This window comes from Cellvibrio sp., assembly GCF_046347455.1.
GTDB lineage: Bacteria > Pseudomonadota > Gammaproteobacteria > Pseudomonadales > Cellvibrionaceae > Cellvibrio.
The window spans coordinates 273,072-297,138 of the sequence record NZ_JAXMGC010000003.1 but is presented as its reverse complement, the minus strand read 5'-3'; the positions used below and the strand labels follow the sequence as shown (position 1 = coordinate 297,138).

Genomic DNA, 24,067 nt, shown 5'->3' with positions numbered 1-24,067 from the left:
ATTTATAATCGACCAGATCTCATCGATCAATTTCCATCCAGCTGGCATCAAAGAGAATGCATATGCCATAAAGAGACACGCACTCGGTATAAAGTAAGTTACGGAACGACAACGCTTTTGTTCATTTCCCACGCGTACTAGAATGAGGCCATCTGATCTATTCGCAAGACTGTGCCATCACCATGATTCGCAGAGCTAATAGAAATATCGCCGACATTTTTGAGGTTTAGCAATGCACGTCCGGTTTTCCTATAGCGCACTCGCAAAGAGTTTGCTGCTAGTTTGTTTTATTGCCACTAATGTTCAAGCCGCAACCAAATCCAGTGCGGCGAAAACCACCAAAGCGCCTGCGAAACAAGCGGCCACTAACACAGCTTCCAAGCAAGTGGCAGATGCCCCCGGTTCGCCCGCGCGCAAAGCAGAACGCCTCTATTATGTAGAAGCTCAAGCCGCATTGGATAAAAAGCAGTTTGCCCGTTACAAAGAGCTGCTACCCAAACTAAAGAACTATCCTCTCGTTGCTTACTTAGAGTATCAGGAACTTGGGGAAAGGCTCATGGCGTTGCCCACGAAAGAAGTGGAGCAGTTTTTTAGCCGATACCCGGATGCTTATGTGTCTGAACGTATGCGTCACCGCTGGCTGCGCGCCTTGGCGATCAAAGAATTGTGGACTGAATATCGTCGCTTTTACGACAGCAACCTTACCGATCCAGAACTGGCGTGCCTGAATTTGCGCGCACGACTTGCCACCGGCGATAAAACTGCCCTAAAAGAGGTGGAAGCCCTTTGGAATATCGAAAAGCCTCAATCCACTGCTTGTGACCCAGTCTTTAAAGAATGGAAAAATGCTGGCTATTTAACACCTGCTTTGCTGTGGAGCCGTCATCTAAAAGCCGTTAAAGCGGATGAAATTGCTTTAGCCGCCAGTTTGGCGCAAGAAATGTCTGCAAGCCAGCAAACGCACGCGCTTTTATACGAAAACGTCGCCCAAAATCCACGTTTGATCCTGCAGTCGGAACATTTCAAAAACCAGGCACCAGAAACCCGCCTGAGCATCGCGCTCGGTTTGGAAAAATACGCCCAAATAGATTCAATGGAAGCCGCCGCCCTTTGGAGCACCTACTCCAAGCGCAGCGATTTCACCGAGGACGAACGCCTGAATATCAGTTACACCATAGCGCGTCAGTTGTTGCGTCAGGATCACGGCAAAGAAGCGGAGCAAATTGCCGCTTCAACCCCCAACCTCAGCCGCCCGGACTTAATGGAAGCCTTAATTCGCGAAGCCTTGGTACAAAAGGATTGGGAGAAAGCCTACCGCTGGGTTGTACGATTACCCGCCGATACCAAAAAGACAGAGCGCTGGACCTACTGGCAAGGCCGCATTATGGAACAGCTGAAAATCAAAGAAATCGAGGGCAAGACCGCGAAAGATTTTTACACCCAAGTAGCCAATACACGCAGCTTTTACGGTTTCTTGGCGTCCGATAAATTGGGCATAGCCTACAGTTTGCTCGACAAGCCTTTGGCTATTTCTAAAGAAGTCTTGAACAAGGTGGAAAACAATCCCGGTATTGAACGTGCCCGCGAGTTTTATCTACTGGGAAACTTGGCAGCCGCCAGCCGTGAATGGACTTATACAACAAACCGCTTTCCCACAACCGAGGAAATGGTGGCAGCCGGCCGCATCGCAGATCGCTGGGGCTGGTACCGTCAGGCAATCCAAACCATGCAGGACTCGGATTATTGGGATGAACTCTCTGTGCGCTTCCCTATTCCCTTTAACGAGCACGTGAAAGCGGCAACGCGGCAAACTTCCATAGACCCGCACTATGTCTACGCCATCACCAAGCAAGAAAGCGCATTTAGCGCCGATGCCAAATCACCAGTCGGTGCTATGGGGTTGATGCAGCTCATGCCAGGCACCGCAAAATCAACGGCCAAAAAAGCTGGCTTGGTCTACCGGCCACAGGATTTGTTACTGGCAGAAAAAAATATCGCCTTGGGGAGCCGCTATTTGGAGGAATTGCTCAACGCATTCTCTGGCAACCGCATTCTGGCGACCGCGGCCTATAACGCGGGGCCATCGCGCGTGAAACAATGGTTGAACACAGACGACAATAAACTCGCTTACGACGTGTGGATTGAGACAATCCCCTTTAAGGAAACTCGCTTGTATGTGCAGAACGTATTGTCCTTTGCGCTCATTTACGCGTATCGCACAGGCAATAAACAACCGTTTATTACACCGCAAGAAGCCGCTCGGGATTTGTAACCGATCGCAAAAAAAATGCCCCTTTCGGGGCATTTGTCTATGCGGGATTAATGAGTTGTCGCAGGCGCTTTTGAACCACTTCTGCCAACTCGTCCGGTTGGAATTTTGATAGGAAATCGTTACATCCAACCTTCTCCACCATAGCTTTGTTAAAGCTACCACTTAGAGATGTGTGCAATACGACATACAGATCTTTGAGTGCCGGATCTTTCCTGACTTCCGCCGTAAGGCGATAGCCATCCATTTCAGGCATCTCAGCATCGGTAATCAACATGAAAATTTCGTCGTCGATTTTGCGCCCTTCTTTAATCCACTGCTTAAGCTGATTGAGTGCCTGCAATCCATCTTGTACATACAGCACTTCAATACCCAAATTTTGCAGAGTGGCTTGAACCTGCTTCACAGCTGTTGGCGAGTCATCCGCCATTAGCACTTTAAGTTTGCGTTTGCGAGCCTCGGCAGCTAAATCGGAATCCAGCACCTCACCAGACACTTGAGTGTTGTAAGGAATGATATCCGCCAACACCCGTTCAACATCCAGAATTTCTACTAGCTGGTCATCCAAACGGGTAATGGCTGTTAAAAAGTGGCTGCGACCTGTGCCTTTTGGCGGTGGAAGAATCAGCTCCCAATTCAGGTTAATAATGCGATCAACAGCGCCGATCAGAAATGCCTGCACCGAACGGTTGTACTCCGCCACAATCAAATTGGCGTTCTCGGTATCCACCAAAGGGCCGTTACCTATGGCGGCGCTAAGGTCAATAACCGGAACGGTTTGGCCGCGCAAATGAGCCACGCCTTTAACATGTGGATGGCTATGAGGAACCCCACGCAATGGAGGTAACTTAACCACCTCTTGGACTTTAAATACATTGATCGCAAATAACTGCCGCCCGCGAAGACGAAACATCAAAAGCTCAAGCCGGTTCTCACCGACGAGACGGGTTCGTTGATCAATGGAATCTAATAATTTAGACATTCAATGGCCATAAGTCTGAAAAAGGATGGGCGCTACGCCCTTTACTTCTTGAGAGTATAGGTCAAGAAATCGCGAGCGCTAAAAATATTAGAGCCCAAGCGGAAGGTTCGAAGTTGTATGCGATGCATATCAAGCTACACTTGAACTATAACTATTTGAAGCCATGAAGCTCGCTATGACAGAGTTACTTCCCCTACTTGCCCGTCAACCCATTTTCAATACACAAATGAAAGTGGTGGCCTATGAATTGCTTTGCCGCTCAAGCCAGATCAATCAGGCAAATTTTACGGATGGCGATGCGGCCAGTTCTCAAGTACTGGTCAACGCGTTTACTGAATTATCGATTCAAAATGTGGTAGGTAAAAATCTTGCGTTTATAAACTTTACTCGTAACCTGTTGCAAAACCCGCCCCCCTTTGATCGCAAGCAACTTGTGATAGAAGTTGTTGAAGGACAAAAAGTAGATGCGAGCATGTTGCACGCGCTTAAAGTGCTGCGCGAAAATAATTACACCATTGCACTAGATGATTTTGTCCTAACACCCGACACCGAACACCTGATTCCCTATGCTGATATCGTAAAACTTGATGTCATGCAGCTGAGTACGCCAGAACTTACCAAACATATCCATCATCTCAAGCCTTTCGATATAAAACTCCTCGCAGAAAAAGTTGAAACTTACGAAATGCTGGAATTTTGCAAATCTGCCGGGTTTGATCTATTTCAAGGTTATTTTTTAGCGCGCCCACAAATTATTACCGGACGAAAAATGTCTGAAAACAAACAATCCGTTTTGCAACTTTTATCTGCACTACAAGACCCCGATGTGCCGGTAGAAAAAATTGAACGTATGCTCGCGCGCGATACGATCTTGAGCTTTAAACTTCTGCGCCTGGTCAATTCCGCTGCGTTCGGTTTAGCGCGAAAAATAGATTCTCTAAAGCAAGCCATAATGCTGCTCGGTCTCAATAAAATTAAAAATTGGGTGAATATTCTTGTGATGTCAAACGTGGGAAATAAACCCCATGAGCTCAGCGTCACGGCCTTAACTCGCGCACGCCTGTGCGAATCCATCGCAAAAAAATTAAATGAAACACCAAAAGCCGAGGGTTATTTTACGGTGGGTTTATTATCAACACTGGATGCGTTCATGGATGCACCTATGGCAAGTTTGTTGGAAAGCATTTCGCTGAGCAAACACATACACGATGCTATTCTTCACCGGCAAGGAAGCGAGGGAAAGGTACTTGAAATTGCTACAGCTTATGAAAAAGGAGCTTGGGATAATATTGATTGGGCGTATCTTAAGGAAAATGGAATTTCAGCCGAACACCTTGCAAAAATTTATGTGGATACATTGGAATGGGTAGACAACACAATGAGCGACTTGGGTATTGGCGAGAAAAAATAATTATTGATGTTCAGCTAAACTCGCGAGAAATTCATCCACCTGTTCTGCACTAAACGGCCAATTTAATTCCCGAGAAGAATCGACAGCACCTAATACCGGAATGCGGATGCCGTACCGTTCAATGAGCGTGTCATCTTCAGCAATATCGACTTCAACTAACTGACGCTGATATCGCTGAAGCAAAGGCCACAAAATTTCTTTGGCCTTTTCGCACAGGTGACACCCCAGGGTGGAGTATAAATAAACCTTCACAGCTGGGCGTTAATGTTTATAGAGCAGCGCAGCAATTACAGCTAAAGCAACTACCACAAGCACAATCCAGCCGCGATTGCTTTTCTCGGGCTCGACCTGCTTGTCTTTTTTGCTAAAGCTATGCTGCGTTGGAAACTTATCCTGCGGTGCAGACGATTTGGGCGGTGCTGAACGAGCAGCTGGCGTAGCGGGAACGGGAATTGAGCGTACTGTGGTTTTTGCCATTTCGTCCGCTGGCCCCATAACACCAAAGGTCAAGGCATCAAAACGCAGTTCGTCACCACGTTTTACGCGCGCTTCCATAACTTGTTTGCCGTTCAAAAATGTTCCATTGGCTGAGCCCAAATCTTTTACAAACAGCGCCCCGTCAATGATTTGCAATTGGGCGTGACGACGCGATAAGTGCGCGGCCGCCAAGCTAATATCGCAATCTGCAGAGCGCCCTATAACCGTTGTTTCCTTCAACGGAAACACACGGTTAGCCAAGGCCGTATGATTGGCCTTCAAGGCCCAGCCTGTTGTTTGCACAGAGCGCATTTGTGTTGCATTGGCCGACTCAGCGGAGGTTACTTTTGATTCCCACTTGGGATCTATAACCACGAGTTCGATAGAACCTAAAGTGATCTCGTCGTCCACCTTGAGGGTACAAGCTCCGATAACATCAACTGTATTGACGCGAACAGGTTTGAGAGGTTGCAGATTTTTTAGTGTGAGCGTTTCGTGGGTTACATGGACTTCAAAATGCTTGTCTGCTACGTATGGATCGTCCACTACCAAATCGTTAGTCGCCGAACGTCCTACGGTGATCATGGGCTCCACCAACCACACCGAATTGTACTTATTATTTTTATAACGAATTTTTAGCATAGTTAGACACAACCTAAAACAAAATTTGTAGGCTGGATAATGCTATAGGCTCTCCCCCTTTTCAAGCACCTGCCCCGGGGATTTATGACTGGGTTGCAAAGATGCCCTCTTTTGCAGGATGTTTTATAACTTTTTTACCATTAATACTTCGAGATAAGCTGTTTTAGGGCAAATACAGCTTAAAGCAACCGCCACCTAATGAACTCTCGTTATGTAAACGAATAAAGCCCTGCTGGTTTTTGTTCTTATGCATGAGTGCCACCTTGTTTGCGAACAAAAGGCCCAAATGCGGCCGCCCACCGGCAAAATTCGCTTTAACGTTTGAGAAGGTAGAGGCGTTTAACATGTGTTCGGGGTACCCGGGGCCATCATCTTCAATACTGATGCACAGCCCTTCTGATGTCTGCGCAGCAGATATTTTTAGCTTGGCCTTAGAATAGCGCGCACAATTGACCAGAATATTATTCACTACGCCACCTACCAAATCGCTGTCAAAATATCCCGACAAGGATTCGTCGCAATCCAGCTCCAAATCAATTGAGCGAGTCAGCAATAAAGCGTGGTTTCGAGCGATTTGCTCACTCAATAGATCTAGTACTTGGCATTCTTCGATATAAGCACGCACTCGATCATGATCCAGCCTATAAAGCGACAGGAGCTGTATAAGCTCGCTATTAATCCGTGCAGCTTCATACTCCAAGACTGCATATGACTTGGCATGGATATCGTCTTGCGGTGGATACTTATCCATCACATCTGCCAAGGTATTTAGCAGCATGCCCAAAGAGTTTTTCATGTCGTGCACACTTGAAGCCAACACAAACGAAAAATCCAACGCCTCAATCTCTCGGTTCATATTTTCAACTTAGCTCATCGATAGTTAATATAATAACTTAAATCTTATAAATTAATTGCACTTCGTGGAAACTAACCCGCGAAGCGCATCATTAAGTTGTCGGAAGCGCCTATATTGCGCGTGTTTATCTGGAATAATTTTGCGAATGTAATCCATGGTTTGCTGCATGTTAATAAGCAATTGTTCCTTGTCCGGTTCTTGCTTCGCCTGCTCCATGAGCGCCTGAACCAAATTTAACCTCAGACCTATATGTTGCGGAAAATCTTGTAGCGCGCTGGCAAAACAGTGGACTGCTCGACTAAAGTCGGCCGCTTCATAGAAAGCGATGCCGTTTTTATTAATTTGTGCCACCACGGCTTTGTTTTTTGCACTGCAGGGTTCATCCAGTAGACAATCGATTTTTTGCAGCTGCTCTTCATCGTCTGCAAACTCTTCTAACAAATCTGCAATAATTTTTTCGCCTTCGTCCGTTTTACCTAACTCGCGCAAGGCTCTTACTAACTCAATGCGAAGCTCTAGCTCGACAGTTTCTTCCGCATCCATGGTCTTCTTTGCGCTCAGCAAACAGTCTGCCGCTCGCTTGTCTTCACCTGTCGCCGCATAGAGTTGGGATTCCAAAAGAGAAGCGGCGATTTTGCTATTATTATTTTTTCCAAAACGCAGGGGAATTTCAGCAACAACCTTTAGGGAGTCACGTAAAAATGGGATTGCAAGATTTTTATCCAACTTGGAGAGTTGTATCGCAGTATGGGCAAAGCTTTCGTGAAATTTAATATCATCGTGAATTGAATTTTCACCCAGCTTAACCGCCTTGCGATAAGAATTGGCCGCAACTAATAAATCATTATTTTTAAAACCAACATCACCTAGTGACTGCTGGCGCAAAATCGACAAGGGCGAAACCTCTACTGCTTGTTGTAAGACTTTTTGCTGTCCCTGATAATCACCACGTTCAGACAGCAAATCAGAAAGTAGATCGTAGGCCTTCAAGCATAAAGGATTGAACTGGATAATCTCTTCGAGCCATTGCTGAGCGCTAAGCGAATCACCTTGCATCTTTTTCACCTGCGCCATTCCCAACATGGCCCAATCCAGTTGGCGAACATCTAAAATGTCGCGATAAACACTTTCCGCTTTTTCGTATTCCCCCAAATCTAGCAAGACTCTTCCTAATATTTTTTGACAAGCACTTGCATATCGCCGCGTTGAACTCAATTCAGCTTCGCAAAGTTCTACTACCGTTTCTAGTTGTTTCTCCTTTAAAGCCTTGTAGATGGGAGCAAGAGTGATGCGCTGTTTAAACAGACGATCCAATCGCTGACCTAAGGTTTGGCCTGTGATGGGTTTGGTGAGGTAAGCATCAGGCTCATAATCATAGGCAGCCATAATGATGCTTTTATTTGACTCAGCGGAAACTAACAGAAATAAACTATCGCTACTGGGATTAGGTTTATGTCGTAAAACCTCCAGCACTTGCTGGCCCGTTTTACCTTTACCCAGATTTTGATCGCAAAGAATAATATCGTAGGTTTTGGAGTTGCAGTACTTTAAGGCTTCGTTACCCGAGGAAACTGAATCAACTGCGCCAATACCAAACTCCTGCAACATTTTCGTAAGCGTAATACGAAAGCTTTCAAAATCATCTACTACCAATGCTTGCATTTTAGCGTAGGGGGTTTCAGGCATATTTTTACTCACTTACCTCACTGCCTGCTGCCACAACAAGCTGACCATACCAAAAAATACAGATTAGCCTAAGTCTAGTCGGTTTTGGCCAATTCTCGAGGAACTGAGGAAAGATCGTGGCGGAGATAAGTTAAAGAGAAGGAACTGACGACATATCAGCCTTTGATAGTGTCCTGCGGCGAGATTCAAAAATACAGTTACCACCTAGCTTCTTGGCATTATGCTTAGCATCAGCTAACAACAGTGATACTTGATGATGAGTTGTGCAAGATGTTGAATCGGGCAGTACACAGCCAATAGCCAAAGTCAAAGCTCCAAATCGTTGACGATTGCCGTGGCGATCATAGCTCCAATATTCTTTATGTGCTTGCGGCAGCAGGGTTTCATATGCGCGGGTAAAATCTGCAAAAACAGATTCACATTTCTTTCGCCAATCTTCACTGCGAAAAATAACAATAAAATCATCACCACCTACGTGGCCAACAAAATCTTTATCAAGCTCAACCCGAGCACACAATATCTTACTCAGGCGCAAAATAATTTCATCGCCAAAGCCGTACCCAAAAGCGTCGTTAAAGGGTTTGAAGTGATTAATATCCACATAAGCCACGACAAAACTTTCACCCTTGTGCAACAAGTGATCGATCCATTCATACAATGGCACATTACCTGGCAGCTGCGTTAAAGGGTTACTGTGCTTGGCTGCACGCAGTTTTTCTTCGGTGATGCAACGCAACAGATGTCGAATTTTTCCAACACCAGCATACTTACCCTCATGGCTCACAATAAAATCTACACTCAAATTTTGGTGCGGGTCTTCCGTGATTAACTGACCAACTTTTTTCAATTCACACGTTGAATCGATAATTAAAGACATGGGGCTGATAAATTCAGCTATAGATTTTTTTGCAAATAAATCGTGCGCGAAGGGTTGAGAAAAAATATTTAATAGCTCAGCGCGGCTTACCATTCCAATCGGTTTATCGTCATCCACCACCGGGATACACCACAAGCGGACGTCCGAACGGAACATTTTGACAACCGCCTCGGCATTGAGGCTGGGCGGAATAACCTCAACTTTGACAACAATCTCACTAACTCTGTGCAAGAAAAAATCTTGATAGGGTAAATGATGCTGGCGAGCAGCTAAATTAACGTGCGCAGGGAATTCTATAATCGGCTCGGCCGCAGGCTTGGCCAGAAAATAACCCTGCACGTTTTCAATCCCCATGGAGATTAAGGTATTAAGTTCATCCTCTGTCTCAATACCCTCTGCAATCACTTTGTTGCCCATGCGATTGGCAATATCCAACATGGCGCGCACGAATTCGCGCTTTACGGGGTCCTTGTCGATTCCACTAATAAAGTGGCGATCAATTTTTACGTAATCTGGGCAAAGCTCGCTCCAAACTCGCAACCCAGCATAGCCAGCACCCAAGTCGTCCAGTGCGACTGCAAATCCCTGTCGCTGGAAATGCTCCGACGCAGCTCGCAGCAGATCAAACTGATCAAGCGGTTGGCTCTCCGTTAATTCAAAAACAACACGTTCGGGGCTTAAACCGACACGCTGTAGAATTTCGCGCGTAACTCCATCGCGATATTGGCTGTCTGTAAAGCTCAAGGGAGTCATATTCAAGAACAACTTGCCGCTTAAATTCAAAGCAACAAACTTTTCACAGGAAGCTGCACGACACGCGAACTCAAGAGCAGCCAACTGCTTTGTACGGCGGGCCACGGAAAAAAGCTGGTCTGGCGTGTGCAAAGGGCTGTTTTCCGGCCCCCTGATCAGTGCTTCGTAGCCGAGAATACGGCGGCTATCCAACGCGATAATGGGTTGGAAAACGGGAGTAAGCAAACGATGTTCGATAATCCTTTGCAATTCCGCTTGCATCTGTAACTCCGAATAAACAACTGCCGTTTGCGCGATGTTAAGGGGGAGACTTTTCATGCTGCACATAATCTATTGTCAGTATGACAATGCTATGACGGACCTACGCACCAAATGAATTTTTGAGATTTGTTCCTCCCCTGTGCTACAGGTACAATGCGCAACCATTTTTACGACTGACCAGCCATGTCCAGCCACGACAACCTTTACGCTAACCCCTTGCCTCAGGTTAATGCCTTTGCTTTTGACGAAGGTGTGGTGAATGTATTCCCCGATATGATCAAACGCTCAGTACCGGGTTATGCGACAATCATCAATATGATTGGCAACTTGGCCGAGCGTTATGCGCAAGCCGATAGCTTCTGTTATGACTTGGGTTGTTCATTAGGTGCAGCCACGCTAGCGATGCGACACCGAATCCAGGCGGCGAACTGCAGCATCATCGGTGTGGACAATTCTGCAGCAATGATTCAACGCTGCGGGCAAGTGATAGCAGCCGATAGTGCGGAGATTGAAGTCTCCTTGCACTGCGCTGATCTCTGCGATTTCCCTATTAACAACGCATCGGTTGCCGTACTCAACTTTACGCTGCAGTTCATCGCCTTGGAAAAACGCGCTGACATCCTGCGCAAAATTTACGACGGACTTAAGCCCAATGGCGTTCTAATCCTGTCTGAAAAGCTGGCGTTTGACGATGAACAGCATCAAGCCTTGATGATTGAGCTCCACCACAACTTTAAGCGCGCCAATGGCTACAGCGATTTGGAAATCGCACAAAAGCGCTCAGCCATCGAGAACGTATTAATCCCCGAAACACTCGCTACCCATCGCCAGCGCCTGAAAGAAGCTGGTTTTGCTAGCGTGGACGTTTGGTTCCAATGTTTTAACTTCGCTTCCATAATCGCCATCAAATGATTGAATACAAACAACTGCTCGCCTACCTGCCAGAAAGCCCCCTTGCTAGCTGGTCACACAGCTTACCGCAGCAAATTGCCGACGGACTTTGCGAGAAGCGCTACGGCGATTTACCCGCATGGAAGTCTGCACTCGCGCAGTTACCAAAGATTAAAAGTAGCCACAATAACTTCGCAGATAAGGTTGAAATCGGGGCCGTTGGGGATTGCGAGGCGTCAACACGAGCAGAACTTCAATCTGTTTTGGAATCTCTAATACCTTGGCGAAAAGGCCCTTATTGGTTACACGGTATTCATCTCGATACGGAATGGCGCTCGGATTGGAAATGGGATCGCGTTATTCCCCACCTTGCTCCCTTAAAGAACCGCTTAATCCTGGATGTAGGCTGCGGCAACGGTTACCACTGCTGGCGTATGCTGGGTGAAGGCGCGCAACGTGTGATAGGCATAGATCCTTCACCTCGATTTGTTGTGCAATTCCATATGGTTAAACAATTGGCGGGGGGCGACTACCCTGTAGATGTTTTGCCAGTGGGTATTGAAGATCTCCCACCTAAACTGCAAGCCTTTGATACGGTATTTTCCATGGGTGTTTTCTATCACCGCAAATCACCTATGGATCACTTGCGTGAACTTAAAGAAGCTTTACGTCCCGGTGGACAGCTAGTCTTAGAAACGCTTGTAATCGAAGGCGGCTTGGGTGATGTTTTGGTACCGGAAGGCCGCTACGCGATGATGAACAACGTGTGGTTTTTGCCTAGCTGCGACACCATGCTGAGTTGGTTACGCAAAATGGGATTTAGCAACCCGCGTGTTGTGGATGTTTGTGCTACATCTACCGAAGAACAGCGATCAACGCACTGGATGAAATTTCATTCACTCCCTGAATTCCTTGATCCAAATAACCCGGCACTTACTGCTGAGGGGCATCCCGCTCCCATTCGCGCGGTTTTTGTAGCGGAAGTTTAAAATCTTAACTAACTAATCATCTAACTCTGAGCAGCAAACCTTGGCAGTTGCCTTGGTAGGCAGCATTCTCAAGCTGCTTAAGCTCTTTGTCTGTCAGCTTACCCGGGCTGGAAATAACTGTGTGACTATTGCCTGCTGCTAAGGCTTCCCAGGTAATCCATAAGCGGCTCGCTTCATCGCTACAATGGATAAGGCGGACATAGCGAGTATCCACACCAAAAGACTCTAAAAATTCACGAGATAAGTGTTGTGGAGCAATCCACGTAACCCAGCGATTCACACAACTCTGCGTTAAAAACGCAATCATTGGCATGATCAACGCAGCCTGCTCGGGAGACGTGTTGGCAATCACAAGTTCAGTAATACCGCTACTGGGTGCAACTGTTTGGTCTAAATGGCGAACTCTATTCACGACGAATAACTCCTACGCTTAAACCTTCGATAGTAAATTCCTGATCAGCAAGATCTACATGGATAACGTCAAAATCTGGATTCTCTGGCCATAACTCCACTTGCGAGCGGTTACCCATACGCTTGTAGCGCTTCACAGTCACCTCTTCACCGATCCGAGCAACCACGATTTGGCCACTGCGAACTTGAGTTGTGCGATGAACGGCTAATAAATCGCCGTCCAAAATGCCAGCGTCTTTCATACTCATACCGTTTACACGAAGCAGGTAGTCAGCAGAGGGTGAGAAAAAGTTAGGTGGAATATTGCAGTAATCTTCAATATGCTCTTGAGCAAGGATTGGGTTACCCGCTGCAACGCGCCCTACGATAGGCACACCGTCATTAGCAGGTTCCGGCAACCTAATACCGCGTGAGGCACCAGGAACGATTTCAATCGCGCCTTTTTTAGCCAAGGCCTTGATGTGCTCTTCCGCAGCGTTGGGAGATTTATAACCGAGAATACGAGCGATCTCGGCGCGTGTGGGTGGATAGCCGGTTTCATCGGCATAATTTTTTATAAGCTGTAAAACTTGTTCCTGACGCGCCGTTAGATTGTACATAACCACCCCGTTAATCTGTTTGTTTATACAGTAATTGGGATTATATACAGTATTCTTGTCAGCGCAACAAGTTTTTTAACGACGCGTGGTTAAAACCTGCCAAGCCTATTCATCGAGTAATTTTGGGGATTCATCCAAACCGAACTCAGTACAAATCTGAGTGCACCAGCGATTCAAGCGATCAGCTGTGAGATACTCCTGATGATCCTCATCCAAAGCCAAGCCAACAAACAGGTCTGCACCAGAAATCTCTGCCTTGGATGAGGTAAATTCATAGCCCTTTGTCGGCCAATGACCCACGACACGGGCGCCGTTTTTTAAAACCACATCGTGAAGCATACCCATAGCGTCCAGAAAATAATCGCTATAGCCGTACTGATCACCTAACCCGAATAGCGCGACTGTTTTGCCCGAGAAATCAACCTCGTCGATATCGTTCCAAAAGTCGTCCCAGTCAGATTGAATTTGACCAAAGTCCCATGTGGGTATTCCAAGAATGATTTTGTCGTAAACAACGAAATCCAATTCAGTTGCGTCGGCTATATCATGTACATCGACCAGATGCTCCCCAATACACTGTTGAATCTTGTAAGCGATTCGCTCGCTGTTACCTTCATCACTACCAAAAAAAAGACCTATGCTGGCCACATCTACCTCATGTCTACTGATAAGAAACACAATTTTCCCTAGCGTCGCTTTTATACGCAAGCATTCTTGTGTATACATGCGCCACTGCGGCGAAAGCGCATGGCTATTTATGCAATTTTTATGAATAAATTCGTTTCAGAATTTGTTAAGAAGGGTTAAACAGCTACAATTTCAATGACACCTAATAGTGCCTCCTGCACACTTGCAGCATAACTTTTCTAATAGTGATCTTATCCATGAATAAACTTCTGCTCATTGATGACGATAAAGAACTCAGCCAACTGCTAAGTGAATATCTTACGACCGAAGGATTTGAAGTCGTTGCTGCATATGATGGGGAAGCAGGCATCCAACTCGCAACGCAAGATCAATTTGCGGCGATTGTACTGGATGTAATGCTGCCAATTTATAACGGATTTGAAGTACTGAAAATTTTGCGTAAAACGCATCAAACCCCCGTAGTCATGCTAACCGCTAAAGGCGACACGATTGACCGTGTTATAGGTTTGGAAATAGGCGCAGACGACTACCTACCAAAACCCTGTGACCCTCGCGAACTGGTCGCTCGTATTCGCGCTATATTGCGACGCGCTCACACCAATGAACCTACACCAGCCAAATTAGAAAAGATCTCTTCTGGCCCTCTTGTTTTGCACTTGGGGAGTCGCCATGTAACCTGGAATGGCAGTGAAATTGTGCTGACCGGTACCGAGTTTAGTGTGTTGGAAATTTTAGTGAGACAAGCCGGCCAAGTGATCAGCAAAGATGACATGACCGAACAAGCGCTCAACAGAAAGCTCACACCATACGACCGCAGTATTGACGTGCATGTGAGCAATATCCGTAAAAAATTGACCGCCGCAGGCGCCAATAAAGAACTCATTATTAATGTGCGTGGTGCCGGTTACATGCTGACATTGCATGAAGAAAAATAATCTGACATGACGCGGTTATACCTCAAAATATTTTTAACCTTTTGGTTGATAACCGCTGTCATCATTGTTGGCACCACTGTAGTGGTGCACTGGTTCGATGTAACGCCCGACGGCAATTTACAAAACGCTCATTTAAAGCACGATGAAGAACCCGCTAAACGTTTATTGTTCCAAATGGCTGGCAGTATTATCAACCGCAACATGGGCGATATTCGCAAAGATATACGCGCCCTGCCCGCTTGGTCATCACCGTTCATATTCGCGCTCGATAGCAACAATCAAGATCTATTAAACCGCATGCTCCCACCGGGAGTGCTCATGATTGGTGAGCAACTCAACGCGAAGCATCCCTACGAAAAAATTCAGGATAGGAATCGTAAACTCTTTGGTCGTTATATCACTCTGAACGATGGTGAGGTGGTAAAACTAATCACGATTGCCGATGGATTGGATGAAGGCCCCGACCGCGACATTATTTGGGAACTATTCATCAACAACATTTGGCCCCTATTGTTGGTTTCAACACTCGTTAGCGGAAGCGCCTGCTTTCTTTTGGCTCGCCACTTCACCTCAAGTATTAAACGGTTACAGGAAACGATTCAAAAAGTTGCGCGCGGCGATTTGAGCGCGCGTGTCAGCAAACATTTTTCTGGCAGGAAAGATGAAATCGCTGCGCTTGGTAGAGATTTTGACCAAATGACGGCGCGACTTGAAAAATCTATGTTGGAACAAAAACGCTTAATTAAAGACGTATCCCACGAATTACGCACACCACTTGCGCGCCTACAATTTGCGCTTGCCTTGGCGCAACAGCGCAGCCAAGGTGTGGTGGATAGCGAACTTGAGCGAATCAAGCAAGCCGCAGATTATTTAGGAAATATTATTACTGAAATTCTCTCCTTGCCGGTTCATGATCAACAAAGCTGGCAATTGGACGACACGCTGGATTTGGTTTCGCTGCTGCAAAGCATTATCAATGATTACGAGCAAATGGCCGCAGAGAAATCGATCAATATCCATTTCGCTTGCCAACGCGAAGAGGCATTAGTCGCGACCTACGGAAACATGTTGGTAGGTGTTTTTGAAAATATTTTACGTAACGCCATCCATTACACGCCACAACACGGGACCATAGAAGTCGGGTTATCTTATAAATTTTACGAGAATATTTTTTCTATCGTCATCGCCGATTCCGGCACCGGTGTGCCGGAAGAATTGTTAGGTGATATTTTCCAGCCTTTCTTCCGTACCGACTCAGCGCGAGACAGAGAAAGTGGCGGCCACGGCTTAGGGCTTGCGATTGCGCACCGAAGTGTAACTTTACATTACGGAAAAATTTGGGCGGAGAATAAACCAACGGGTGGACTTAAAATAACAGTAGAGATCCCAGCGCTACCTGAGGATATTTAGCGCTGTATCATTGCGAATCTGCAGTACTTAATAATTCGTAGATTCCCGGCGCATTTCGCCATCCACCTTCGTAATCCATTCCGTAACCAAATACATAGGCGTCTGGCACTTCCAAAGCTATGTAATCAGCTGAAATAGCCGGTGAAAAACCAACAATTTTCTTTTGACATAGCACAGCGATTTTCACTTCTTTAGCACCCAGCTCGTAACATTTATCCGCGATGGCTTTTAACGTAACGCCACGATCCAAAATATCGTCTATCAGCAAAACACATCTATCGGTCAAATCAACGTGAGGCTCGTGCAACCACAAAAGTTCACCTGTATTTAGATTTGATTGGTAACGCGTTGCATGTACGTAGTCGACTTCCAGATAAAATGGAAGCCTCGGAATCACATATCCCATCATAGGTAGCGCACCACGCATAACACCTAATACAACAGGATGCTTCTCTGTAAAATCGCGCGCTAACGCATGAACAACAACATCCAACGCCTGTTCAATTTGCTGAAGATTAAACAAGCATTTAGCGTTGGCGTTAACTTCGTCGAGTGAATTAAAAAACTTCATGAAAGACTTACCGCGCGCTTCGCTAAATACGCATCATAATCAGGAATGGTGCGGAGCGACGGTGAATTAAATAATGGGGACGCGATTAAAAAGTCAGCCGAAATATGGTTACAGGCAATAGGGATATTCCACACAGCAGCAATGCGTAACAAGGCTTTTACATCAGGATCGTGCGGCATAGGTTCAAACGGGTCCCAAAAAAAGATCAGCACATCCACATGACCGTCCGTTATCAATGCGCCCACCTGTTGATCACCACCCAATGGGCCGCTAATTAATTTTTGAATAGGTAGGCCAGTGGCCTCTTCAATAATCATGCCCGTGGTGCCAGTCGCATAAAGACCATGGTTCAATAGTTCAGCTTTATGCTCTTTACACCAAGCGACCATATCTTGCTTTTTATTGTCATGCGCGATGAGCGCAATATTTTTTTTGGCACCAAGGGTTACTTGTTTAAATTCCATTGTTTTCACCAAATATGAAGAAACAAAAAAGGCCTTGGCTAGAGTATAGACAAGGCCTTTATTCATGAACAGATTAAGCTCAGTGGCTCAATTCTAATAACAACTTGTTCAAACGTTGGACATAAGCAGCTGGATCTTGCAATTGAGCACCTTCGGCTAAATTTGCCTGATCGAAGAGGATATGCGCCAAATCGCCAAATCGCTCTTCGTTCGCTTCTTGTTCCAACTTTCTAACTAACGGATGATCGGGATTCAATTCAAAAATAGGTTTTGAATCCGGCAGCTTTTGACCAGCTTGCTCAAGAATACGACGCATTTGTGCGCCCATATCGTGTTCAGCAACGACCACGCATGCTGGCGAATCCGTTAAGCGATCCGTAATGCGAACCTCCGCGACCTGCTCAGTCAAAGCAGTTTTTACACGCTCAAGCAGCGGCTTTAATTGCTCCGCTACTTTTTCTTTAGCTTGCTTCTCTTCTTCCGTATCCAACTTGCCAAGATCAAGCTCGCCTTTGCCCACGTCTTGTAAAGACTTCCCATCGAACTCTGACAAATGGCTCATTAACCATTCATCAACACGATCAGTTAACAACAAGACTTCAATACCCTTCTTACGGAAGACTTCCAAGTGCGGGCTGTTTTTCGCCGTGTTGAAGTTTTCTGCTGCAATATAGTAGATTTTTTCCTGACCTTCTTTCATGCGTGCAACGTAATCTTCAAGCGATTGGCTTTGCTCAGCGTCGCCAGTGTGGGTTGTCGCAAAGCGCAACAACTTGGCGATTTTCTCGCGGTTAGCAAAATCTTCTGCCGGACCTTCTTTCAACACCTGGCCAAATTCTTTCCAGAATTTGCTGTAATTTTCTGGCTCGCCGCTCGCCATTTTGGACAACATATCCAATACGCGCTTCGTTAAAGCACCGCGCATAGTGTCGATATTGGGGTCTTTTTGCAGAATCTCACGGGAGACGTTTAACGACAAATCGTTTGAATCCACCACACCTTTAATAAAGCGCAGATAGAGCGGCAGGAATTGCTCTGCGTCATCCATAATAAAAGTACGTTGAACGTAAAGCTTCACACCACGTGACGCATCACGGTTGTACAAATCAAAAGGTGCACGGCTAGGAACGTAGAGTAAGCTCGTGTAATCCAAGTTGCCTTCAACGCGGTTGTGACTCCACGTAAGAGGCTCTGCGTAATCGTGGCTTACGTGCTTGTAAAACTCTTTATATTCTTCGTCGGTTACATCGCTGCGTGAACGAGTCCAAAGAGCTGTAGCCGTGTTGATAACTTCATCTTCGGCTGCTTTGGCTGAATCGTCGTCAACTGCAACGGGCTTTTGCATGACCACGGGAATAGCAATGTGATCAGAATATTTTTTAATGATGTTGCGCAAACGCCAATTATCCGCAAATTCGAGCGCATCATCTTTCAAATGGAGTTCAACGGTCATGCCGCGCTGGGCTTTTTCGACAGTTTCTACACTAAACTCTGCATCGCCAGAGCACTCCCAACGAACACCTTCTGATGCTGGTAAGCCAGCTCGGCGTGTGGTCACAACCACCTTATCCGCAACGATAAAAGCCGAATAAAAACCTACACCGAATTGGCCGATAAGCTGTGCATCTTTCTTCTGATCACCACTCAACTTTTGCATGAAGCTCGCGGTACCCGACTTAGCAATGGTACCAAGGTTTTCGATAACCTCATCGCGCGACATGCCGATACCATTGTCACTGATGGTGATAGTTTTGGCGTCTTTGTCAAAACTCACGCGAATCTTTAAATCTGCATCACCTTCATACAAATCACCGTTAGAAACAGCCTCAAAACGCAATTTGTCCGCCGCATCTGACGCATTAGATACGAGCTCCCGAAGGAAGATTTCGCGGTTCGAATAGAGCGAATGAATCATCAAATGCAGTAGTTGTTTTGCTTCCGTTTGAAAGCCGCGCGTTTCTTTACGAGCTTCTATAGTCATTATCTAACTCCTAATGTGTGCAAAATAACGATAAAGGGCTTTTGGGGAAGGACAGCCAAAAACCAATGAAAACAAAATGGGGTGAGCTTTTGAAAAATCAAGGGTGGGAAGAAAGATGATGAGCTGGAAGAAGGCAGATTACAGAAACAAAAAAGCCCGCAATTAGCGGGCTTTCAGAATTCTGGTAGGACTAAGCAGACTCGAACTGCTGACCCCCACCATGTCAAGGTGGTGCTCTAACCAACTGAGCTATAGTCCTGTTTTTGAGGTGCGCAATTTACCAGTCAAATTACCTTTCAACAAGTATTTTTTAAACCCCGGCACCAATTACCAGAGCACGACTTCTCATAGAGTTTCGTATCATGCAACTGGGCACCACAATAACGGTAGTTAAGAACAACAAAGCAATCCAAACAAAGATTGTCTCTTTGACATCCAGAAATACTTTTTTAACTAAAATCGTATTTGTAACCGGAATGTAAAGCTGATCGCGAATACCAACAGATTCAATACTTAACTGCTTGTATATGCGCTCGGATACACCAAAGAAATCCTGAATTTTGGAGATAACAGCAGGTAATTGTTCTTTGACTTTATTGAGATATTGCTCATCAGATACCGATAACTTACCTCCAGCGGCCACAGATTTTTGCAACGCATTCAAAACCAAAACCGAGTCCGCCAGCTTACTTTCGGTCTCCGCTACATCCCGAGTTAAAGAAAAGCGCTTCTCATTTAACTCTTGTTTATACTTCTCTCTAACCGCATCACCAGACAAATTTACAAGCTTATCAAGCATGTCAGCGCTAAGCTGAGGAGCAACCGAGTTGCCATTTTGTCCATCCTTACCTGCTTCGCCGGTCTTTCTTTCGTATTGTAGATATGAATTATAAGCATCAGTTACTACATCAAGCTCAGCCTTTTGCGAAGCCAACATAATTTTCAACCGCGACACTCTATCTTCATAAAAATAGGTAGAACTTTTTACATCTTTGCTAAGACCCAGCTGACGCAGCGGTGAAACCAGATCCCCCGCGACAAAATTTCCAAAATCACCTACAGCGAACGACAAATCCATCAATCGCATACCCGTTTTCGGATCAACAACCGACTGCGCTCCTTCATACTCCGATAATGACTTGATATTTTTTTTTAGCAGAGCCAACTTGTCATTAATCAGATCACCTAACTCCACACCGCGGGCCCCAAGAAAAAGCTCAGAATTCAGCGAATTAACAGAAGCAAGCTGAGCGTTTATCGTAAGCACACCTTTTTCCTTCATCGCACGTTCAGCCCAAATTGCAGGAATATCATTCAAAACCTTCTCAGCGACATCCTTTGGCAGCTCTTTCTTTTCAAGTCTAAGAGTAATTACAGCCTCCCCGCTTGTAATCTGCTCAATTTCTTTCTCCATTTGTTTCTGAATGTCGTTTAGGTTTTCAACCGTCAACTTTTTGTCTGCCATCAATTTTTGATATCTTGCAATAACCAATGGATATGTTGGCGCATAAGGCGCTGCACTTAAGCCAGCCTGAAGCTCTGACACGGAAAGCCCATAATCAGATAATTTATTACGTTCGTAGGCAACCTGCACGACAGCCGGTGCCACTATGTCGCTATAAGCAAACTTGGCTCCACTTGGAAAGACCAGCTTATTTGCATTGGGAAAAGTTAATCGAATCGGTTTACTGTATACAGACTCAGTTACGGTAAAAACCAGTTGCGCAGCTTTTATAACCCCAAATGCCACGCTTACCATAAGAAGCGAGATAACTAAAGTCTTCCAGGTAGCAAAAACTTTACGAAACAGATCCAAAAGATCAATTTCATCATTGCTATTTGCGGAACCAGAATAATCAGATTGGGCCAAGTTAAATCTCCTTAAGTACATCAGAACAGTGAGGTGAGCAAGAATATAGAAAACGCATATTAATTTCACTGGATTTGTGGAAAATAAGGGTTACATCAATTAATCACGATGAAATTCTTAACCGCCTAAAGTAAAATAACGCCTGACTAGGGAAGCCGCGCTTTGGGGTAATATATGTTAAATAAACTATTCGAATCATCCCGTACCACGAAACGGATCGTTTCTCTGAGCTACGATGTTATTGCAATTGGGCTAGCCTCTTATCTAGCCATGTGCCTCAGACTGGGGACCTTAACACCACCTTTTCAAATCGAAGAGATATCTGTCGTACTGCTTACCACGGCGGGTAGCATTTTGGTATTTATTCGTATGGGCATGTATCGCGCCATTTTGCGCTACATGTCTACAACAGCAATGATATCCATAGCCATCTCGATCTGCGTGTCTGGACTCATATTCACCTTAATGAGTTTCTTTACTCATTCCGCCATTCCAAGATCAGTACCCTTTATTTACACGCTACTAGCATTCCTACTGATAGGCACCCCCCGCCTATTAGTTAGAAGTATTGTCTTAATGCTCAACAACCAGTTCGAAAACACTCAAGAGAATGTAATTATTTACGGAGCGGGCCACACAGGTCACCAATTGGCTTTGGCTCTGCAATCTGGAATTCACAAAGTTGCTGGATTTGTAGATGATAACGTACTCATCCATGGAACGATTGTTGCCGGTATTAGGGTTCACCCCCCAAAATCAATTGATTTTTTAATTAAGAAAAATAATGTCTCTAAAATTCTGCTCGCCTTAGGCAACACAAGTCATTCGCAAAGAGCAAAAATCATAAAAGAACTGGAAAAGCATGCCATATCAGTACAAACCGTACCCGCTGTAGCAGATATTCTGAACGGTAAAACGCGTATTGAGCAAATTCGTGATATAGACATTGAGGATTTACTCGGGCGAGATTCCGTTAAAGCAAACCCTTTATTACTTCACGCTTGTATATCAAATAAAGTCGTAATGGTAACCGGAGCTGGAGGCTCGATTGGAAGCGAGCTCTGCAGGCAAATCATCCACCAATCGCCTAAAACACTTATCTTGTTCGAGCTAAACGAATTTAGTTTGTATTCAATTGAAAAAGAACTGAAACAAAATATTGCTTCGCTCGGAGCAACAGATATTCAAATAGTCAGCTTATTAGGATCCGTTCAGCGTGAAGATAGAATGGAAACTATCATGAGCACATTTGGTGTGCAAACGGTTTACCATGCCGCAGCATATAAGCATGTACCATTAGTTGAGCACAATATTGTTGAAGGCGTTGTGAATAACGTTTTCGGTACTTGGTATTGCGCTGAAGCTGCAATTAAAGCAGGTGTAGAGTCATTTGTTCTAGTATCTACAGACAAGGCAGTGCGACCAACAAACATCATGGGAGCATCAAAGCGTATGGCTGAACTTGTGCTACAAGCATTAGCCAAAAGACAAAACAAAACTCGTTTTACAATGGTGCGCTTTGGAAACGTTCTGGGCTCGTCAGGATCGGTGGTTCCACTTTTTAGAGAGCAAATTAAACGCGGCGGGCCTGTAACAGTAACTCATCCAGATATTATTCGGTATTTTATGACCATTCCGGAAGCTGCTGAACTCGTCATTCAGGCTGGCTCAATGGGGACAGGGGGAGACGTATTTGTATTAGATATGGGTGAGCCCGTAAAAATCGTTGATCTTGCAAAACGCATGATCCACTTGTCTGGATTTGAAGTTAAAGACGATACACATCCTCTGGGTGATATAGAGATCCAATATACGGGCTTGCGCCCCGGCGAGAAGCTCTACGAGGAGTTACTCATCGGCGACAACGTAACCGGGACAGAACACAGCCGAATTATGCGCGCTGAAGAAGAACATTTAAGCTGGTCAGAAACAGCCCTATTATTGGCAAAACTTGACGATGCATGTCATAGTTACAAATGCGATGCGGTGAAAAAATTATTGCTAGAAGCGCCAACTGGCTTTAACTCTAAAGAGCAAATCAGAGATGAGGTTTGGCTTAAAAAACAAGATTACGGGAAGTTGCGGTTAGTGTAAGTGGGAGCAAAAAGTACTGATACCGCAAAACATTGTAATCAACCAAAACTGCACTCTGCCGTCATAAGATATTTGCGTTTTTTTACAGCTTTTTGTAGCAGCAAGCGTAGGTATTTGTGTTGATGGTTAGGCTAGCCCGAGCTGAACCGGTTTCCAGCACGCACCAGAGGCTTTTCTGAAGTATGTGCCCACTATTGAGCCCCCTGAGCCTAAAATTAACCAAAGCGCGCTCGCAGCAATTCCATTGGTTAAGCTGATGAGACACTACTTTAGCAAGTTGAGTCCCCTAGTTAACAGCTTTTAAATCGTTTACAAGGGTTAACAGTGATTTCCTCTGAATTTTTCCCGATGCCGTACGAGGTATCTTTTCTACAGATATAACCTCTCTAGGAATATGGTCTACGGGGAGGCAACCTCTAAGGTATTTAAGTAAAGCCTGCTTTGTGTGCCCTTCATTGTTCCTAGGTATGACCACGGCAACCACCACAGTCGCCATTCGTGGATCATCGACCGCATAAACTGCGGCGTCATCTACCAATCCAGATTCTAGAATAGCTCTTCGTATTGCTAATCCGGACACCTTTTTTCCTGCAACTTTAAAAACATCGTCAGATCGACCCAACAGGAACAAATCGCCGTATTCATCAATATAGCCAACATCTCCAGTAGAAAACTCAGCTGCCTCGTCAAAAGCTTCAATCTCGCCTGAACCTCTAAGATATCCCTTCAATAAATAACTCCCGGAAAAATAGATGACTCCTATTTCATTACTGCCTAGCTTACTATTGTTTTGGTCCTTAATTGATACATCGAGACCACGAATTGGTTTACCTACCGATCCCCCCAATTTAGCATCAGCATTTGCCTCAAAAATACATCCTCTACCGCCAATTTCCGTAAGACCGTATGCGATGTAAACTTTAGAAAATGGAAACTTAATGCGTATTAGCTCTATCGTGCTCCGTGGTAGATCATCCCCGGAAGCCATAA

Annotated in this window: 21 protein-coding genes and 1 tRNA gene; 7 read left to right on the top strand and 15 right to left on the bottom strand. The window is 45.3% G+C overall.

Features of this window, described 5'->3' with window-relative positions; translation table 11 throughout:
• Positions 1-232: 232 nt before the first annotated feature.
• Entirely contained in the window at positions 233-2,272 is a 2,040-nt protein-coding gene (locus U1F02_RS07845) for a transglycosylase SLT domain-containing protein (RefSeq protein WP_409989813.1), read from the top strand.
• Positions 2,273-2,309: 37 nt separating this feature from the next.
• Here U1F02_RS07845 and U1F02_RS07840 read toward each other — a convergent pair whose 3' ends face one another.
• On the bottom strand, positions 2,310-3,251 hold the full coding sequence (locus U1F02_RS07840; RefSeq protein ID WP_409989812.1) for a chemotaxis protein CheV: 942 nt from the start codon (positions 3,249-3,251) through the stop codon (positions 2,310-2,312).
• A 175-nt stretch (positions 3,252-3,426) separates the two neighbouring features.
• On the opposite strand from U1F02_RS07840, the gene U1F02_RS07835 reads away from it, so the two are divergent.
• On the top strand, positions 3,427-4,662 hold the full coding sequence (locus U1F02_RS07835; RefSeq protein WP_409989811.1) for an EAL and HDOD domain-containing protein: 1,236 nt from the start codon (positions 3,427-3,429) through the stop codon (positions 4,660-4,662).
• Here the strand turns inward: U1F02_RS07835 and U1F02_RS07830 are convergent, their stop codons facing one another.
• The 5 genes from U1F02_RS07830 to U1F02_RS07810 all read right to left on the bottom strand — a co-directional run bounded on the left by U1F02_RS07830 (position 4,663) and on the right by U1F02_RS07810 (position 10,271).
• Positions 4,663-4,914, bottom strand: coding sequence for a glutaredoxin family protein (locus U1F02_RS07830; protein WP_409989810.1), 252 nt, complete (start codon positions 4,912-4,914; stop codon positions 4,663-4,665).
• 9 nt (positions 4,915-4,923) lie between these two features.
• Entirely contained in the window at positions 4,924-5,781 is an 858-nt protein-coding gene (locus tag U1F02_RS07825; protein ID WP_409989809.1) for an FHA domain-containing protein, read from the bottom strand.
• A gap of 163 nt (positions 5,782-5,944) precedes the next feature.
• Positions 5,945-6,637, bottom strand: a complete 693-nt coding sequence (locus tag U1F02_RS07820; RefSeq protein WP_409989808.1) for a sensor histidine kinase — start codon at positions 6,635-6,637, stop codon at positions 5,945-5,947.
• A 51-nt stretch (positions 6,638-6,688) separates the two neighbouring features.
• Positions 6,689-8,323, bottom strand: a complete 1,635-nt coding sequence (locus tag U1F02_RS07815) for a response regulator (protein ID WP_409989807.1) — start codon at positions 8,321-8,323, stop codon at positions 6,689-6,691.
• A 130-nt stretch (positions 8,324-8,453) separates the two neighbouring features.
• The gene (locus tag U1F02_RS07810) at positions 8,454-10,271 is read right to left on the bottom strand and encodes a GGDEF domain-containing protein (RefSeq protein ID WP_409989806.1); all 1,818 of its coding nucleotides are present in this window, start codon (positions 10,269-10,271) and stop codon (positions 8,454-8,456) included.
• A gap of 126 nt (positions 10,272-10,397) precedes the next feature.
• On the opposite strand from U1F02_RS07810, the gene cmoA reads away from it, so the two are divergent.
• Complete coding sequence (gene cmoA / locus U1F02_RS07805; RefSeq protein ID WP_409989805.1) at positions 10,398-11,126, top strand: carboxy-S-adenosyl-L-methionine synthase CmoA; 729 nt, start codon at positions 10,398-10,400, stop codon at positions 11,124-11,126.
• Positions 11,123-12,094, top strand: coding sequence for a tRNA 5-methoxyuridine(34)/uridine 5-oxyacetic acid(34) synthase CmoB (gene cmoB, locus U1F02_RS07800; protein WP_409989804.1), 972 nt, complete (start codon positions 11,123-11,125; stop codon positions 12,092-12,094). The genes cmoA and cmoB overlap by 4 nt, the downstream gene beginning before the upstream one ends.
• A gap of 16 nt (positions 12,095-12,110) precedes the next feature.
• Here cmoB and U1F02_RS07795 read toward each other — a convergent pair whose 3' ends face one another.
• The 3 genes from U1F02_RS07795 to U1F02_RS07785 form a co-directional block, all read right to left on the bottom strand.
• Positions 12,111-12,506: a cell division inhibitor SulA gene (locus U1F02_RS07795; RefSeq protein WP_409989803.1), complete on the bottom strand. Its 396-nt coding sequence runs from the start codon at positions 12,504-12,506 to the stop codon at positions 12,111-12,113.
• A complete protein-coding gene (gene lexA, locus U1F02_RS07790; protein WP_409989802.1) occupies positions 12,499-13,104 on the bottom strand; it encodes a transcriptional repressor LexA in 606 nt (201 codons plus the stop codon). The genes U1F02_RS07795 and lexA overlap by 8 nt, the downstream gene beginning before the upstream one ends.
• A gap of 105 nt (positions 13,105-13,209) precedes the next feature.
• The gene (locus U1F02_RS07785; RefSeq protein ID WP_409989942.1) at positions 13,210-13,752 is read right to left on the bottom strand and encodes a flavodoxin; all 543 of its coding nucleotides are present in this window, start codon (positions 13,750-13,752) and stop codon (positions 13,210-13,212) included.
• Positions 13,753-13,988: 236 nt separating this feature from the next.
• On the opposite strand from U1F02_RS07785, the gene U1F02_RS07780 reads away from it, so the two are divergent.
• Both U1F02_RS07780 and U1F02_RS07775 read left to right on the top strand, forming a co-directional pair.
• A complete protein-coding gene (locus U1F02_RS07780; RefSeq protein WP_409989801.1) occupies positions 13,989-14,687 on the top strand; it encodes a response regulator in 699 nt (232 codons plus the stop codon).
• 6 nt (positions 14,688-14,693) lie between these two features.
• Positions 14,694-16,097, top strand: a complete 1,404-nt coding sequence (locus U1F02_RS07775; RefSeq protein ID WP_409989800.1) for an ATP-binding protein — start codon at positions 14,694-14,696, stop codon at positions 16,095-16,097.
• 7 nt (positions 16,098-16,104) lie between these two features.
• Here the strand turns inward: U1F02_RS07775 and U1F02_RS07770 are convergent, their stop codons facing one another.
• The 5 genes from U1F02_RS07770 to U1F02_RS07750 all read right to left on the bottom strand — a co-directional run bounded on the left by U1F02_RS07770 (position 16,105) and on the right by U1F02_RS07750 (position 20,983).
• Positions 16,105-16,668, bottom strand: a complete 564-nt coding sequence (locus U1F02_RS07770; protein ID WP_409989799.1) for a hypoxanthine-guanine phosphoribosyltransferase — start codon at positions 16,666-16,668, stop codon at positions 16,105-16,107.
• Entirely contained in the window at positions 16,665-17,132 is a 468-nt protein-coding gene (locus U1F02_RS07765; RefSeq protein WP_409989798.1) for a methylglyoxal synthase, read from the bottom strand. The genes U1F02_RS07770 and U1F02_RS07765 overlap by 4 nt, the downstream gene beginning before the upstream one ends.
• A gap of 79 nt (positions 17,133-17,211) precedes the next feature.
• Positions 17,212-19,113 (bottom strand): molecular chaperone HtpG, encoded by a 1,902-nt coding sequence (gene htpG / locus U1F02_RS07760; RefSeq protein WP_409989797.1) that lies wholly within the window; start codon positions 19,111-19,113, stop codon positions 17,212-17,214.
• Positions 19,114-19,295: 182 nt separating this feature from the next.
• A tRNA-Val gene (locus tag U1F02_RS07755) sits at positions 19,296-19,372 on the bottom strand.
• Between the two features lie 51 nt (positions 19,373-19,423).
• Positions 19,424-20,983, bottom strand: coding sequence for a hypothetical protein (locus U1F02_RS07750; protein ID WP_409989796.1), 1,560 nt, complete (start codon positions 20,981-20,983; stop codon positions 19,424-19,426).
• 174 nt (positions 20,984-21,157) lie between these two features.
• On the opposite strand from U1F02_RS07750, the gene U1F02_RS07745 reads away from it, so the two are divergent.
• Positions 21,158-23,077, top strand: a complete 1,920-nt coding sequence (locus U1F02_RS07745; RefSeq protein WP_409989795.1) for a polysaccharide biosynthesis protein — start codon at positions 21,158-21,160, stop codon at positions 23,075-23,077.
• A 286-nt stretch (positions 23,078-23,363) separates the two neighbouring features.
• Here U1F02_RS07745 and U1F02_RS07740 read toward each other — a convergent pair whose 3' ends face one another.
• Positions 23,364-24,065 (bottom strand): ANL family adenylate-forming protein, encoded by a 702-nt coding sequence (locus U1F02_RS07740; protein WP_409989794.1) that lies wholly within the window; start codon positions 24,063-24,065, stop codon positions 23,364-23,366.
• Positions 24,066-24,067 lie beyond the last annotated feature (2 nt).

Coding starts and splice junctions, on each gene's coding strand:
- U1F02_RS07825 (WP_409989809.1), bottom strand. CDS start 5,781: ATGCTAAAAATTCGTTATAAAAATAATAAGTACAATTCGGTGTGGTTG.
- U1F02_RS07775 (WP_409989800.1), top strand. CDS start 14,694: ATGACGCGGTTATACCTCAAAATATTTTTAACCTTTTGGTTGATAACC.
- htpG (WP_409989797.1), bottom strand. CDS start 19,113: ATGACTATAGAAGCTCGTAAAGAAACGCGCGGCTTTCAAACGGAAGCA.
- U1F02_RS07740 (WP_409989794.1), bottom strand. CDS start 24,065: ATGGCTTCCGGGGATGATCTACCACGGAGCACGATAGAGCTAATACGC.
- U1F02_RS07840 (WP_409989812.1), bottom strand. CDS start 3,251: ATGTCTAAATTATTAGATTCCATTGATCAACGAACCCGTCTCGTCGGT.
- U1F02_RS07745 (WP_409989795.1), top strand. CDS start 21,158: ATGTTAAATAAACTATTCGAATCATCCCGTACCACGAAACGGATCGTT.
- U1F02_RS07810 (WP_409989806.1), bottom strand. CDS start 10,271: ATGAAAAGTCTCCCCCTTAACATCGCGCAAACGGCAGTTGTTTATTCG.
- U1F02_RS07820 (WP_409989808.1), bottom strand. CDS start 6,637: ATGAACCGAGAGATTGAGGCGTTGGATTTTTCGTTTGTGTTGGCTTCA.
- U1F02_RS07770 (WP_409989799.1), bottom strand. CDS start 16,668: ATGAAGTTTTTTAATTCACTCGACGAAGTTAACGCCAACGCTAAATGC.
- U1F02_RS07835 (WP_409989811.1), top strand. CDS start 3,427: ATGACAGAGTTACTTCCCCTACTTGCCCGTCAACCCATTTTCAATACA.
- lexA (WP_409989802.1), bottom strand. CDS start 13,104: ATGTACAATCTAACGGCGCGTCAGGAACAAGTTTTACAGCTTATAAAA.
- cmoA (WP_409989805.1), top strand. CDS start 10,398: ATGTCCAGCCACGACAACCTTTACGCTAACCCCTTGCCTCAGGTTAAT.
- U1F02_RS07780 (WP_409989801.1), top strand. CDS start 13,989: ATGAATAAACTTCTGCTCATTGATGACGATAAAGAACTCAGCCAACTG.
- U1F02_RS07845 (WP_409989813.1), top strand. CDS start 233: ATGCACGTCCGGTTTTCCTATAGCGCACTCGCAAAGAGTTTGCTGCTA.
- U1F02_RS07815 (WP_409989807.1), bottom strand. CDS start 8,323: ATGCCTGAAACCCCCTACGCTAAAATGCAAGCATTGGTAGTAGATGAT.
- cmoB (WP_409989804.1), top strand. CDS start 11,123: ATGATTGAATACAAACAACTGCTCGCCTACCTGCCAGAAAGCCCCCTT.
- U1F02_RS07765 (WP_409989798.1), bottom strand. CDS start 17,132: ATGGAATTTAAACAAGTAACCCTTGGTGCCAAAAAAAATATTGCGCTC.